Here is a 15153-nt window from a genome sequence, read left to right as displayed (position 1 = left end):
ATGATAAGAACATCTATCCAATGAGCCCTTGGAGTGAACTATGAAAAATAAAATAACACTCACCGCAATTAGCTTTCTCGCCAACTTCATCATGGCGGGTTTTGCGACCCAATTTGGTATGTTGGTCGAACCGCTTGCCAACACCTTTGATGCGAACGTTAACGAAGTCGCGTCGATTTTCTCGCTATTAAATGGCGGCGCACTTGCCGGCACTATCGCTGCTTTCTTTTTGATTGAGAAAGTCGGCATCAAACGCATGACCGTGTTGTGTTACGGCGCGATTGCAGCTTCTGCATTGAGCCTATACGTTGCACCATCTCTGTTTATCGTGATGCTTGGCATGACAGTCATTGGTTTCTGTGGTGGTGTCGGTCTTTGTATCGCGGGTACTATCGTCGTATCGGTATGGAAAGACAAAATTCAAAGCACCATGCTGGTGGTTCAAGACGCGACCTTCAATGTTGCGGGCGTTGTTTTCCCTTTGATTACCACATATGCACTGACCAATGCCATGAACTGGAGCATCAGCTACCTGAGTGTGGGCGTGGTAGCGCTGGCAACTATGTTTGTTGCGCTGCTGACCAACTTTAACCAATGTGGCGGCGAAAGTGGCTCTGAGCAAGAAGCAAAATCTGAATGGAACTTCGGCATCATCAGCGGTGGTGTAGGTTTGTTCCTAGGTATGCTTGCGCTGTACACCTTCCTAACTTGGGCACCAATGTTCGTGAAAGAGAAGTTTGATATCCCATTTGAGCAAGCGGGCAACATCATCACTCAATACTGGTCTGCCGCTCTGGTTGGTGCGTTGGTTTCTACCGTGATTGTTTCGCGTATGAAGATTCAGACTTTCTTACTGACTATCATCTCTGTTGCTATGGTGATCACTAGCGTTATCGTTACTACGGATAAACTAGAATGGTTGTCATACCTGACTTACGGTTACGGTTTTGCGTGCGCTGCGCTTTACAATGCCTTTATTGCTTACGGTGTATCGTTTGTGCGCAATGCAACCAGTAAGAACGTGTCATACATTTTAATCAGCGGCAGTGCGGGCGCGATGTTTAGCCCAGCCATCAGTTCGGTAATGGAAAGCGTGGTTGGTCTGCAAACCGTGATGTACGCTATCCCAGTTATCTACGCAGTAGTCGTGGCAATGTTAGTGGTTTCAATGAAGTTTAAAACGGTAAGGCAAACGCAAACCGCTTAAATGAAATTAAGTACGAAAACAAAAAGGTCTGCATTGTGCAGACCTTTTCTCATTTACGATTAAAGAACTCAGCTATTCGTCGACAAAATTACGCAGTCCGTCCAAGTCGAGAATACGTAACCCTTTCTTTTCTTTGGCAATGAAGCCTTTGCTTTCAAGCTCTTTCACTGCGCGGCGATACACACGATCTGAGGTGGCAAATCGCTCAGCTTCCAAGTAGTTCTTTTGGAACCCATCCACTGGCAGGTCATTTAAATACTGATGATAAATGTCGTATGCCACGTTATAGGTGATTGGGTAAAGTAATCGGCGAGAAAGAATCTCCACCGTATCTTGGTAATCAATCGCGATAGCACTGGCAAAGTAAAGCGACAGTCGAGGCTGCTCTAACAGGCACTTTTGCAGCTTTTGCGCATCAATAATGGCAACTTCAACTGGCTCAACTGGGATAATATCCATTTGGCAACGATAGCCAGTAAAGAACTCCATTTCACCAAAGACTTGTTGTTCACACTCAAGCGTGCCAAGCAGAAAGGTTTTGCCGTTTCTCGCCGTGACTCCCATGGAGATGCGACCGGAATCGACCAGATATAAGTTCTCGACATGCTCGCCTTGGGTGAGGAGCTTTTCGTTTTCATCAAAAATTCGGCGCGTACAGATGCAATCTCGGATCGTTTTTTCGATAAGATGTTTATCTTCACTCCATTGCGCCTCGAAGCGTCCTTTACCTAGGGTTTGTAACTGCATCGACGTACCTTAAATGACAATACCTGCGAGCTCAAAACGTGCCATTAATGACTTGTTCTCTAGCTGATACCAACTTGCTGGCATGTTGGTTTTAAGCTGGGCTTTTTCTTGTTTGCTGATCACAACATAGCGCAAAAATGTGTCGAGTGTGCTCGTCATTATTTCAAAGCTCATATCGCCATCTTTGCTGATGGTTTTTAATAGTCCAACGACCGTATCTTCCGGTATCAATGGTTCGATAACCGCATGTTTGCGTTCGGTAATCGTCTTAGAACAAGGTAGTGATGCACGGGCTGTTTCCCAACACACTTTATTGGTTTTACTCACGAGGTTGTGTTTGTAACAGTAATAGCTAAACAAAAAGCGTGACAGGTTCTGCCAGCGCTCAGCTTGGACTTCTAACCAAAGGTGTTGCAGCTCGATATCAGCGTCGGTCATGGGAATGAATCAGAAAAGGAAAAGAGGGCGTAGTGTAACTCGGTTTGAGGGCAACACCAAAAAGACCGCTGGAATAAAATAGAAAGACTCCCTACACAAGTCTGAGCTTAGGTAGGGCGTTAACGTTAAATGATCATGCTACGAACATTTTTACGAGTTAGAACTGGCCGAGATGTTGCCAATCAGCGTCAGAGGTGTTTTGAACTGGCAACGCGATGTTCACTCCCGGGCGTTTTTGCATAAAGTAGCGGCGTTCACCGTCTGCATCGGTATCGATGAAAATGGCGTTTTCCGATTCACCCCATGCCGTTGTGCCTGCTTGTTCCCATGTCAGCAACTTAGACTGATTAAAATAGTTCGCTACTCGCTGTGCATTGTCGATGCTACTACGATCGATTTTCAGTGGGTTAAAACCAAACTGAACATGATTTTCTGCTGAGCCTAGGTACTTCCAGCCCCAGCTTGATGGTGGAATCAGATTGGAACCTTATGTCCAAATTTGTCGTTATCTATCTAGTCAAGGTGTTGATTTTTATGTAGTTGGCATCTTAATTGAGCGAAGTTTATAAGCGTTTAGGCTTTTTATTAAAATACGTTGGTAGAAGGAGAGTAAATAGCCAATGTTCAGCACAAAAACTGATATTGTGGCTATCTATTTGTGGGTTTTTAGTGACAGTGTCACAAAGTTGTGGGCGGGTTTATGGCACTAGATTTATTTACAGTGAGCACAATCTAGTAAGTGAAGTACGCAAAGGTATCTAATAAAAAATCCCCTTCAAGCGTAGGGCCGGAAGGGGATCAAAGTGATTATCTGAATTTAGGTTTGCAGTGAGCTTATTTTACTAGGAAGTGTTTTACGAACTCTGTGATTTTCACCATGTCGTCCACTGCAATGAATTCTTCCGTGGTGTGTACTTTTGCCATACCTGTAGAAAGGTTTACGGTTGTTAGCCCTTTCTTATTGAAGTTGTTCGCGTCGCTACCGCCACCTGTGCCTTTTGTGAACGCATCGATGCCCATGTCAGCGAATGCCGCTTTGATTGCTGATACGTGTGCATTGTCTTCTTCGATAACAAACGCGTCGTATGCACGGCTTGATTCGATTTCAACTTCTGCACCATGTTTTTCGCTCACAGACTCGAATGTAGAGATCATGTGGTTGACTTGCGCTTCTAGCTTCTCGCCATTTAGAGAGCGAGCTTCGGCAACGATTTTTAGCTCTGGCATTACGATGTTAGTCGCTTGACCACCATTTACCATACCGATGTTTGCTGTTGTTTCTTCGTCGATGCGAAGCAGGTTCATCTGATTGATGGCATCTGCCGCGACCATGATTGCACTGATGCCTTCTTCAGGAGCTAGACCCGCGTGTGCTGGACGGCCTTTGATTGTCGCAACGATTTTTTGCTGACCAGGTGCTGCTGTCACGATAGTGCCGATAGGACCGCCTGTGTCTAGTACGATCGCTTCTTTAGACGTTACGTGCGTCATGTCGAAGTACTCAGAGCCGAACAGACCGCCTTCTTCATGCACAGTGAATGCAAGCTCTAGTGTTTTGTGCTCAAGGTTTTCTGCTTGGATGCAGCGAACCGCTTCCATGATTGCCGCAATACCAGACTTGTCATCGCCGCCAAGAATTGTATTGCCTTTAGAGCGAATGATGCCGTCTTCGATGATAGGTTCGATGCCAATACCCGGAGTTACTGTATCCATGTGGCAGCTCATTAGGATAGAGCCTTCTTTCTTACCTTCTAGACGCGCGTATACGTTAAAACCGTTAGAAATGTGTTCTGGTACAGGTAGCTTTTGAACTGTAAAGCCTAACTCGCCCAGTTGCTCAGCTAGAGTTTCTGCGATTTGTTTTTCATTCATTGATTCGCTATCGATGCGAACCAGTTGGCAGAAGTGTTCAACTAGACGTTCTTGATTGATTTGTGTCATTTGGGTGTCTCTTTCTTTCTGGGTCGAGACCGCATCCGTATCGTGCGGGCCCGAAAGGGAACAGAACACCTCTTATTACACACCTTAACCCAGTGAAAACTGTCTTGAATCAAAAAACACCGCTGCCTGACATTGTTCTGACCAAGAGAATTCTGAATCTCATAACACCGTCACGAATTCGGTTAATTCTTGAAAAAGTACGCTAGAGGTGTAAATAGTTCTATCAATTGACTTTCAACCCTGTCCATTAAGGACTCACTTTTTTTCCACACTTCCACTGATAATTTATAGGTCCAATCAAGAATTGCGTTAACTATTAACCATACTTTTGGTTAACGTTTTGCTAAACATCATGGGCTTGTGCGTTGATATCAGTGGTTTCTAATTATTTGAATAGAGCAATCTGCACAGGTCACTTTTGGTTCATCAGATTTGAGATAACTAAATGAATAAAAGATCTGCACTAATACCGTTGTTTTTCCTATCAAGTATTGCTCATGCCTCGAGTGATTACGTTGTAGGTCAGTTAATCCCTGAAAAAAGTGTCGTTGTTAAAAGTGAGGTTGCAGGAGTCGTCGACTCTTATGTTTATGACAATGGCGATTTGGTGACTCAAGGCCAAGAGTTACTGTCTTTGTCGTCGCAAGACTATTCGTTGAGCTTAGAGCTTGCGAGAAACGAGCTTGAAGTAAGTCGCGCTGAGCTCGATATTCAAGAAAAGCAATTGAAGCGCTATCAGTCTCTATTAAAGAGCAAAGGCGTGTCCGCGAGTGATGTCGATAATCAAATTCGTGTGACCAACATTGGCCGAGCTCAATTTAATGTCAGCAACACCCAATACAAAATTGCCGCAAGGACGCTAGATAAAGCAACGCCAGATGCTCCATTTGATGGCGTCATTATTGATCGTTCTGTAGAGATGGGGCAGTTTATCTCGGTAGGCGATCCTCTATTTACTATCGCAGATATGGATATGTTAAAGGTCAGTTTCCACCTATTGGAAATTGATTTTAACAAGTTCACAAAAGGTGAAGCGGTGAAAGTCGAAGTCCCTTCAGTGAATAAGACGTTAGATGGAACAATTACCTTACTTTCGCCTGCGTTTAAAAACAGTGAACCAGGCTTCCTTGTTGAAGTCACCGTCCAAAACACTGATGGTTTGCTGAACCCTGGCATGGAATCTTATGTCTATTTCAATGATGAGGAGGCGATGTGAACTTCTTCTTAGAACTACTCTCTCATCGTAAGTTTGCCTCTAAAATACTGACGATTTTGATCATCAGTGTAGGGGCGCTAACTGCGTACAACCTGCCGCTGGCGGAAAAGCCGCGATTTGATCTAGGTAAAGGTAATATTGTTACCGTTTATCCCGGAGCAAGTGCGAAAGACATCGAGAGCAATATCACCAGTAAGATTGAAAAAGAGTTGCTTTCCATTTCTGGCTTAAAAGAGTTCACATCTACCTCTGAAACTGGCATTTCCAACATCAGTGTGGTGTTGGACCGTAACGTTTCAGACCCAAATGCGGTGTACCAAGACATTCGAGATGCCTTGGCAAGAGTATCTGACTTGCCTGCAGGAGTGACTGAAGCGCCAACACTTTCGATCAAAAAATCGTACAGTCTAGATTTCATGGTAGTGGGTATCTCAGGTGATGTTGGCTACAAAGCACTGCGACAGAAAGCCAAAGATCTTGAGCTCGCGTTGCGCCGCGTTGAGGGGATAGGTGAGGTTTATACCGTTGATTTACGCGCTCCTGAGTTCTTAATTCAGCTTGAACCAATTTCATTGCGCCGGTACGGTCTGACACTCGACCAAGTTGCAGCACTGATTGCCGAGCGTAACACTTTGATCAGTGGAGGACGTCTAGAGACGCTCAAGAACAACCCAGAATTAATGACATCTGCAGAGTTGGACAGTCTTGATGAGCTGAGAAACATGTTCATTTCATTCAGTCCCAATATCCAGCTAAAAGATGTCTCAGGTGTCATTGAGGATGGTTTTGAAAAAGGTGATGTTTACGGCTCGATAAATGGTAATAAGAGTATCCTATTTGATCTCAGGACCAATGAAACAGCCGATGTCATTAGTACTTCCAATGCGGTTAAAGCATTGATTGATAGCCAGCAAAGCTTGCTAGGGGATAAGTACACAATCGCAATCGGTTCTGATTTATCTGGAGATATTCAAGAAAAAGCGCGTATTGTGAAAGACAACGGTTTGGTAGGACTTGGTTTAGTGCTGATTACTCTGGCGCTGTTCCTAGACAGAAGAATCGCGTTTTGGGTTGCGGTTTCCATTCCAGTTTGTATTTTTGGCACCTTGGCTTTACTTCCACCTTTTGGCCAAATCCTCGATGTGTTTACCATGTCGGCATTGATTTTAATCGTCGGCATCATTGTGGATGATGCTGTCGTTGTCAGTGATAAAATCGTCGCGTTAGTCGAAGAGGGATACCCTGTTGAAACCGCTGTAACTCAGGGGGTGAAGAGCGTATTTCCTGCGGTACTGGCTAGTATTCTTTCAACTATGATCGCGTTTGTGCCGTTGCTCTTTTTACCTGGTAACAGTGGTAAGCTCGTTTATGTTATTCCGCTTACCGTGATTGTGGCGCTGTGTTTCTCATTCGTTGATGCACTGTTCTTTATTCCTGCTCACCTAAAAGGCATTTTAACCAAGCGCAACCAACTCAAAAAGAAAGCCTTCTTAGATTTAACGATCCTTAATAGATTGATTGAGTTTGTTATTCGCAATAGTAAGTTGGCGTTACCATGTATCACTGTTGTGATCCTGAGTTTAGGTGCAATTTCTTATAAGAGCTTGAGTTTTCTGTTCTTCCCTACGGATGGCGCGTATCTGATCGAGATAAGTGCTGAGTCGAATCCAGAACTGGATTTGGATGACGTTTGGCAAGAAACTCAGAAATTAGAGTCACTGATTAAAAATACGGAAGAGGTAAACTACTGGTACGGAGAGGTGAGTTCACCAAATAGCTATTGGGTTATCTCACTAACACCACCTAATAGTCGAACCCGAACGGCAGAGCAAATCGTTGAGGAGTGGGAAGAAAAAGCCACACAAATTACCGGTCTCGCGCAGATCGAATTTGATATTGATGGTGGTGGGCCACCAGTTGGACGCCCAGTTGATTTACGTGTTGTTGGCGGAACGGACGAAGGTCGTGAGAACTTAGCCAATGACTTAACGGCATATATTGATTCTCTCGACGGAACCAGTCGTGTGCGTCGCGATTTGAACGCACCTGCACCGCAGATCCAAGCAGAACTACAGCACCATTGGTTAAAATATTATGGTATTAGCGCGAACCAAGTAGGTGACATCATCAAGTTCGCGATTGATGGTCAGCGAGTGACTCGCATCTTTAACGGTGAGGAAGAAGTGTACTTCCGAGTTGCGTTAGAAGAGGATGACAAGTCACTTGAGGAGCTCAATAACCTGTTAGTTCGTGCAAGTGATAACAAGCTCGTGCCTTTGAGCGAGTTGGTTCGATGGAAAAATGCAGACTCAGAAGCGCAGATCAAGCACTTTAATGGTGAACGAGTTATCCGCGTTTCTTCTGGGGTAGATGCTACGGTAACAGACCCTGTGGCGGTGTTTGCTTTGGTGCAACAAGAGTTTGCCAATAAAGAGTACGGCGGTGCATCGATCATCGCTACTGGTCAAATCCTTGAAACCCAGGAAGCACAACAAGGCTTTATCATTGCAATCAGCGTGGCGTTTATTGGCATCGCTCTGCTTCTCATCTTGTTGTTCGATAGGATGAGAGAGACGTTAATTGTCTTAACGGTGATTCCTTTTGGTATTGCAGGCGCGTTGTTCATTCTGTTCTTACACAATCAAGTTTTAAGTTTCTTCTCGATTATCGGGATGATCGCCTTGATTGGTATCATGGTGAATAACAGCTTAGTGTTGATCTGGCACTTTAAAGAACACGAATCGGATTGTAATAAAAGCAACTTATTAGAGTTTGTCATTCAAGGGACTCAAAGTCGCGTTCGACCAATAACATTAACGACCATCACGACGGTTGCTGGTCTAATTCCTTTGGCGTATGGGTTTGGTGGTTATGACAATTACATGTCTCCAATGGCGTTAGTAGTAGGATGGGGCTGTGTTATCTCGATGATAGTGACCCTTACGGTTATTCCATCCATCTACCTTTGGACTCATCGTAATAACGGCGTGCAATCGCCTAATGAAATGGATGAAAAGACAAATGATGCGATACTGGTTAAGTAGCCATTAAAAACAAAAAGCCGAGCAATATGCTCGGCTTTCTTTCGATTTGACTGTTAGAGGTAACGACCAATCAAATGATCTTTAAAGTGCTTAGCGTTTAAGACTTCACCAGTCGCTTGTGTGACCAAGTCATCAGTAGATAGTAGGCTTCCTTGGCTCCAAATATTGTCAGATAACCATGTGAAGATTGGTGACAGATCACCGGAGCGAATTGCGCCATCCACGTCCACGGTTTTCTTCATAGCAGCCATAAATTGTGCCGCATACATTGCGCCTAGTGTGTATGAAGGGAAATAGCCAAATGAACCATCGGTCCAGTGGATGTCTTGCATACAACCGTTTTTGAAGTTCCCTTCTGTTGATAGACCAAGATAAGACTTCATCTTTTCATTCCACAACTCTGGCACGTCGGTATGTTTGATTACGCCATTCATCAGATCGCGCTCAATCTCGTAACGTAAGATGACGTGAGCTGGGTAGGTCAACTCGTCAGCGTCAACTCGGATAAAGCCTTTCTCTACGTGAGTGTAGATTTTTGATAAGTTATCTTGTGCAAACTCAGGGCCTTCAAAGTGGTTCGAAGCCAGACGTGCTAGGTGTTCTACAAATCCTTGGCTACGACCGACTTGCATCTCAAAGAACAGAGATTGAGACTCATGGATTCCCATTGAGCGTGCTTGACCTGCCATAGTGCCCGCTAGCGATTTAGGTAAACCTTGCTCGTAACGCGCGTGACCAGTTTCGTGCACGATACCCATTAGAGATTGAACAAATTCGCTCTCGTCATAACGAGTAGTAATTCGTACATCGGTTGGTACACCACCACAGAAAGGGTGAACACTTTCATCGAGACGGCCATGCTCAAAATCGAACTGCAAAAGCTTCATGACTTCTAGACCCAATGCCTTTTGCTTTTCAGCAGGGTAGTGGCCGTTAGGCAGTAGAATATTGTTCGACTTTTGTTTCTCGATAGCGTCATCGATTAGATTCGGTAGCCACGTTTTAACGTCTGCAAATAGAGCATCGAGTGAAGCGGAAGTTGTGCCAGGTTCATAAATATCTAGCATTGCATCGTAAGGCGTAGTGCCATTGGCTTCCGCTCGGATTTGCGCTTCTTCTTGAGAAAGTTTGACCACTTCTGCCCAGTTCTTTTCGAACCCCGCCCAGTCATTGTCACCACGCTGAGTACGCCAAGCGTGTTCACACTTTGAGCCCGCTAGGGACTGAGCTTGAACTAATGACTCTGGTAATAGGTTAGCCTGCTGCCAATCACGTTTCATTTCGCGAAGTACGGCTTGCTCTTTAGCAGATAGTGACTCTTCTTCTGCTTGAGCAAATAGGTCACCAAGGTGTGGCTGAGTCATTAAAGAGTGGATGTGGACTTCTAATTCTGCCACTGCATTAGATCGAGCTTCTGCACCGCCTGCGGGCATAACGGCTGCCTGATCCCAACCAACAATGGATGCTAAATGACCGAAGTTGAAGACTTTATTTGAATGTTCGACGAGTTTTTGAAATGCGCTCATGTGACTACTCTTTTGTATTTTCTTTCCTTAAACGCCCCAAAGGGGTCCTTGAACCTAGGGTTCCTTCTCTTGGTGCTGGATGCAGAACAAGATAAAGCATCAACAAATCACCGATAGCGAGATTATTTGAATTTACTATTTTTTAACAAATAATTCAGGTCTATTGTGCACAATTTCAGTAACTTGTATAGAGGTAGGATGCCTTTAGAGGGGGGGGCAGCATGTGCGGTTAAGTACACCTAATACGTTAGTGTGGCTTAAATTCGTAATGAAACGGTTGGCTTGCTTTCTGAACGGCTTCTTTTCGGTTACTGACATTGAGTTTTTTGTACAGTTTATAAACGTGGGTCTTTACTGTGCTTTCCGCAACAAATAACTCTTCCGCGATTTGCAGGTTAGAATGGCCTTGAACGAGCCGATCAAGTATCTGCTTCTCACGTTTGGTTAGTGTGGAGCTGATATCCTGGGAGTTCATTGCATAAGGGCGAATGTCGCTGAGCATTTTTTCCATGACTTTTCTCGGTAGCCAGAGCTCTTGGTTTTCGACCGCTTGTATGCAGCGCGTTAAGTGCTCAATAGGGGCATCTTCATAAAGCATTCCCTTGAGATTTAAACTCGCGGCGAGTTTAAGCTCGACAATACCATTAGGTACGTCGTAAACGATCAGGTCTGCCTCCGCTGTGCAGGCAGAGATAAAGCCATGATAATCATACTTTTCTAATTGTGCGTAGGATACCAACACAATGTCGAACGAGCCTTGGATAGTTAAGTGACTGAAATCATGAATGCTTTTCCTTGTGAACTTATACTTATTACTTTTCTCTATTTCGCGGCGTAAAAACTGATTCTGTATACAATGATCTCCAACCAAAAGAATACTGAGTCGGCCGCTGTTGTTTGCCCTACCGTGCATGACTAGCCCCAAAATAGTAATTTTGTCTTAGCACTTAATGTTAACAATATCACCATAGTCCACTGATATTGCCCTTGCCACTCTTTACTGTCTCATCATTGGGAATGCCTATGGTTGTTGTGAAAGAAGTGGCTCAATAGATATATCTAGAGTATCGCTATACTTTCCTCCCGGTCTGTTGAACGTGTCACCAATGACAAAGTTAAGAGCAATAGGCAGCCCAGAAGTCATTTCACTTTTGTTCACTTGAGCCTCCAAAAGGTCTAAGTCAATCACTTGGCTATCAAACGAAAGTTGGTAATCGATGTCCCACTGTCCATCATTCGATTGATGCCTTAACTTCCCTTGGTGGCTAGAAGTAACGGTAATTTGATAAGGACTGTTACTTTGAACCCATAAATTTGGCGCATTACTGATCACTTTGTTTGAGTACAAGTTACCCAAATCTAAGTCGTATTGCCTCTGAGTTAATCCATAAAATTGTATTTTTGCAATCGGGTTAACCGTGACATTCACAGTCGTGATTGCAGGCGATAATGGTGTTTGGTTCAACATTGAAGAATAAGCTAACGCGAGCTGTAGTGTTCCGCTGTAGGAGCCTGCCGGGAGCCACTGCTTTGCTGGGTAACGCATTTGTATGATGGCCGAGGGCGATTGTTCTGTTAGTACAAATTGCCATTGGTTTGCAACGGACGTACCGTTGCCCCCAGCCCATGTAAATGCGAGAGTTTGCTGGTTACTGCCCGCTAATGTCGTCGTTACATCTTCCATTTGCAGTGACATCTCAACATGACAATTTTCGCCTACAATATCTGCGGCAGCTTTATAAGAGTTGGTCATCGCATAAGGTCCATTGGCAAAGACATCATAGCTATAAGGCGTTGCAATAGGCTCAATGCTCAGTGAGTTTATTTGACAACCTACCACCGAATTGGATTGCAAGGCTGTAATAAGGGAAATCAGGTAAAAGGATGATCTAATCAACATAGAGCTCTCCCAGTCTTATCAGGACTTCTTGTTGTTCACTTAAATCAATGGTGACGGTTTGCTTTTGTTTGGTATCAAGTTCGAGCTTATAGCGCCCAGGTTTCAAGCCAGATATCGCAAATAAGCCATTTCTATTCGTAAAAAACTCAATTGGCAGCTGCTTTCCCGTTCCTAAGTAGCTTGCTGTTCCTGCCACAAGAGGGATGGGGCTGCCACTTTGTCTATCTAAAAGAGTGCCTATAACGGTTAAGACGGCATCGGAACCAATCTGAAGAGCGTACCCTTGCTTGTTTCCGGGATTGAGCCAAAAGGCACCTTCTCCAAGATCATAGCCGGGAGGAAGATCTTCTACATCGTAACTAATCAGTTGTGTGTTGTAGGCGACCAGATCCGGGATTAATACGTTATGTTGGTTAGTACTGTAGACGCGGGCGTAGTCACCATCTTTAGTTGGGTCTATCGCGATAGCGTTATCTTCTAAGCTTGAATGCTTGCTTACAACCGCAAATGCTTCACGTACAGGGCGGCCAATCGTAACGGAGGTTCCTGCAAAGGCGAGGGCACTACCAATTTCGATTCTTGTGGAGTGATTTCGTCTGTCCTCGTCTAGATCTTCAAGGCGTGAAGAGTGGTCCGCAATGAATTGGTATCGATTTGCGGCATAGTTAATGCCGAGGTCGACGCTAGAATCCGTCTCTCTGTCGGTAACGACAGATGCAAAACCAGAGACCCCGCCAGTATTGCCAACGTTGTTTTGATAGGTGTAGTCGAGCGAAGCTTGATCGATTTCAGTAGAGTATCGGCCGACGACGCGAGACTGTTTACTAAGCGGCCAACTTAGAGTTAGTGTTGTGTTGACTTCATCTGAGTCTACCTCATTATTCTGATAGTTTACGCGAGCACTCCAAGTAGCAGGTGTGCCAAAAAAAGGACCAGATAAGCTCGGGCTGACTGACCAATAATCATTGTTTTTATCGAGGCCAGAGCGATAGTTGAATGTCACTGCGGCTCTCAAACTATCGTAAATGTAAACAGCAGCAAAAGCTGACGCATAATGTGTGGTTAAATTTAATGGTGATTGGGTTGAGTCAAGGTCACTGACGCCAGAAAAATTCTCGGATTGATATTCGTAAACCAGGCTAAGTTGAGGCTGCCATGAATTGGCGTCAGAAAACTCCGCATCAAACGCCACTTTATAGGCGTGTCCATTGCCAAACTCGGGATGGTGGCTTTGGGAGCCAGAAAGTTCGGTAATGCCAAGAGAATTCGCAAATAGAGCAGAAAAGCCATATTGATACAGCTTTTCTCTTGTCTGAGCGTTAACACCGAGTGTTAACCAAGGCGTCACACCAAAATCTAGGTAACCATGAGCAAGTCTTTGATCTGAAAAATAATCTATGGCGCCATTGTCGAAAAATGAAGGCGCACCATACATCAGGCTATATTCAAACTCTCCGCTGTCCAATAAGTCGTTACCTGTGGCAATCGAAAACTGGATGCGTTCTTGTTGACCGGATGAGTCAGTAATCACGAGTTCTACATCGTTCGTTCCTTGAGCCAAGGGGATGTCACTCAAGTTATAACTGCCTGCACCAAGCGTGAATCGTTGCACAACAATACCGTCAATCACAACGTCAACACTTGAGGTTCTTTGCAGCGTAAAAGACTGATTTGCTTTTGGTCGAACATTTCGGGTGGGGATAAGCGTAAAGTCTCGCGTAATGCCGAGCCCAAGAACGTCAGTGCCATCTTGAAAACTAGTGCCGGGATTGTACATGTCACCGACGACTAGCCTTGTTCCTTGGGTAGGGAAGTCGACATTGAGCCGCGTCCCTTCTCTATTGTATGTCGATTCTTTTTCAGAGCCATTTTCAAAGATGGACTCATACTCAATGTTAAGTGAACCAATGTTTAGGCCAGAATCTAGTCGAGAGCTATAAAGGCTGGTTCTAGAGCTTTGCTCATCAAATGATTGGGTTTCATTTGCGTTTAGGAAAATGTTCAAATAACCACTGTAAAAGCTTGGCTCGTTGTAATTGTAATGATCGTTATTATCGGACAACGAGATTTGCTGTGTGAGGCTTAGCTCATTTGGGACGGCGATGATGCACTCTAGGGTTGAAAGATCGAACTGTAAGCCCAGTCCGACTTTTTCAAAGTCAACTTGTGTGAGCGTTTCGAGGTTGTTTACGTCACGAAGCCTCTGGATGGCTTGCTGTGAAACTGAAGAAGATAATAGACCTAGTGTGCTTTCTTTGGGTAATACAATGGAATCGTCTGCGGTGATGGTGATAGAAGCTTCACCGAGTACAGTATCACTGATCCTAACTAAAGAGACCAATTCGATATCCCTGCCAGTCGGGTTCAGAACGACTTCTCGACTATGGGAGACACTATTTGTTAGAAACAGTGAGAGTAGGGGTAGAAAGAAGAACTTCAATAATAAACTCAATTCATTGTTCTTTTCCATGATATAGACCGGCAGGTAAGGTTGAAGTTGACGGCAACTTTATTAATGAATGAGGAGGTAAGAATTGCTGCCCAATTTCGTTTTGCAGCAGATCATTTACCTCAGAATTTAACTCACCAAAATGAACGAGTGATGAAAATGTGTATCGAGAGCCTCTATTTTGAAGTGTAATGGCACCGAGTTCATCAATATGGGCGTATACATTGGGCCTTAATGTTTGGTCGAACACGTGAACTAGCGCGTTATAATGTATATTTAAGTCAACGTCGGTTGTTAGGTTATTGCTACGTTGAGTTTCTTTATTGTCTTTTACTTTAGCTTCACTAAATCGAATGAAATAACTCTCTGAATGATTAATAGGCTTATTCTTTAACCATTGCACTCGAAATGTTTGTTTTTTCCCTGGCATTAACATTGCTGCTGGTGGAAAAACTAAAATTTCTTCGTGACTGATATTATTAGTCGAGTATTTCCCATCTTCATTGAATACAATTTTTTTAACGGTCACTTCAATAGGTAATTTGATATTTGAGTTATTGGTGACAATCAATTGAGCATTATTACTCTTGCTTGTATTCAGTTCTAAAACCGTGGGTGAAATAACAATGGCTAACGATGGGTAGCTCATGACTAGTAGGAGAACGCCAAGTAGACTCATTATTCT

General features: G+C 44.1%; 12 protein-coding genes. 3 read left to right on the top strand and 9 right to left on the bottom strand.

The genetic code is table 11. The annotated features are described in order from the left end of the window. Nucleotides 1–40 precede the first annotated feature (40 nt). Entirely contained in the window at nucleotides 41–1207 is a 1167-nt protein-coding gene (gene tsgA, locus KIV41_RS21370; protein WP_285337656.1) for an MFS transporter TsgA, read from the top strand. Between the two features lie 72 nt (nucleotides 1208–1279). Here the strand turns inward: tsgA and KIV41_RS21365 are convergent, their stop codons facing one another. From KIV41_RS21365 to KIV41_RS21350, 4 genes are all read right to left on the bottom strand, one after another. Further along, nucleotides 1280–1954: a Crp/Fnr family transcriptional regulator gene (locus tag KIV41_RS21365; protein ID WP_252041981.1), complete on the bottom strand. Its 675-nt coding sequence runs from the start codon at nucleotides 1952–1954 to the stop codon at nucleotides 1280–1282. A gap of 9 nt (nucleotides 1955–1963) precedes the next feature. Then, nucleotides 1964–2392 carry a hypothetical protein gene (locus KIV41_RS21360; protein WP_252041982.1) on the bottom strand — a complete coding sequence of 143 codons (429 nt, stop codon included), beginning with the start codon at nucleotides 2390–2392 and terminating at the stop codon, nucleotides 1964–1966. A gap of 157 nt (nucleotides 2393–2549) precedes the next feature. Further along, entirely contained in the window at nucleotides 2550–2729 is a 180-nt protein-coding gene (locus KIV41_RS21355; protein WP_252041983.1) for a hypothetical protein, read from the bottom strand. A gap of 497 nt (nucleotides 2730–3226) precedes the next feature. Continuing rightward, nucleotides 3227–4333 (bottom strand): M20/M25/M40 family metallo-hydrolase, encoded by a 1107-nt coding sequence (locus KIV41_RS21350; protein WP_252041984.1) that lies wholly within the window; start codon nucleotides 4331–4333, stop codon nucleotides 3227–3229. Nucleotides 4334–4778: 445 nt separating this feature from the next. Here KIV41_RS21350 and KIV41_RS21345 point away from each other — a divergent pair, with 445 nt between their 5' ends. Both KIV41_RS21345 and KIV41_RS21340 read left to right on the top strand, forming a co-directional pair. Then, a complete protein-coding gene (locus KIV41_RS21345; RefSeq protein ID WP_010447809.1) occupies nucleotides 4779–5549 on the top strand; it encodes an efflux RND transporter periplasmic adaptor subunit in 771 nt (256 codons plus the stop codon). Further along, entirely contained in the window at nucleotides 5546–8593 is a 3048-nt protein-coding gene (locus tag KIV41_RS21340) for an efflux RND transporter permease subunit (RefSeq protein ID WP_285337655.1), read from the top strand. Before KIV41_RS21345 ends, KIV41_RS21340 begins: the two co-directional genes overlap by 4 nt. Before the next feature lie 53 nt (nucleotides 8594–8646). Here KIV41_RS21340 and KIV41_RS21335 read toward each other — a convergent pair whose 3' ends face one another. From KIV41_RS21335 to KIV41_RS21315, 5 genes are all read right to left on the bottom strand, one after another. Then, nucleotides 8647–10119, bottom strand: coding sequence for a carboxypeptidase M32 (locus KIV41_RS21335; protein WP_010447811.1), 1473 nt, complete (start codon nucleotides 10117–10119; stop codon nucleotides 8647–8649). Between the two features lie 247 nt (nucleotides 10120–10366). Further along, nucleotides 10367–11032 carry a LuxR C-terminal-related transcriptional regulator gene (locus tag KIV41_RS21330; RefSeq protein ID WP_045387546.1) on the bottom strand — a complete coding sequence of 222 codons (666 nt, stop codon included), beginning with the start codon at nucleotides 11030–11032 and terminating at the stop codon, nucleotides 10367–10369. Nucleotides 11033–11140: 108 nt separating this feature from the next. Next, on the bottom strand, nucleotides 11141–12019 hold the full coding sequence (locus KIV41_RS21325) for a hypothetical protein (protein WP_285337654.1): 879 nt from the start codon (nucleotides 12017–12019) through the stop codon (nucleotides 11141–11143). Next, nucleotides 12009–14489 carry a fimbria/pilus outer membrane usher protein gene (locus KIV41_RS21320; RefSeq protein WP_285337653.1) on the bottom strand — a complete coding sequence of 827 codons (2481 nt, stop codon included), beginning with the start codon at nucleotides 14487–14489 and terminating at the stop codon, nucleotides 12009–12011. The genes KIV41_RS21325 and KIV41_RS21320 overlap by 11 nt, the downstream gene beginning before the upstream one ends. Next, on the bottom strand, nucleotides 14473–15147 hold the full coding sequence (locus KIV41_RS21315) for a fimbria/pilus periplasmic chaperone (RefSeq protein ID WP_285337652.1): 675 nt from the start codon (nucleotides 15145–15147) through the stop codon (nucleotides 14473–14475). Before KIV41_RS21315 ends, KIV41_RS21320 begins: the two co-directional genes overlap by 17 nt. Nucleotides 15148–15153 lie beyond the last annotated feature (6 nt).

Source organism: Vibrio sp. D401a, from assembly GCF_030248515.1.
Taxonomy (GTDB): Bacteria; Pseudomonadota; Gammaproteobacteria; order Enterobacterales; family Vibrionaceae; genus Vibrio; species Vibrio rotiferianus.
Note: the sequence above shows the minus strand (reverse complement) of the source record. Positions and strands in the feature narration are given on the sequence as shown.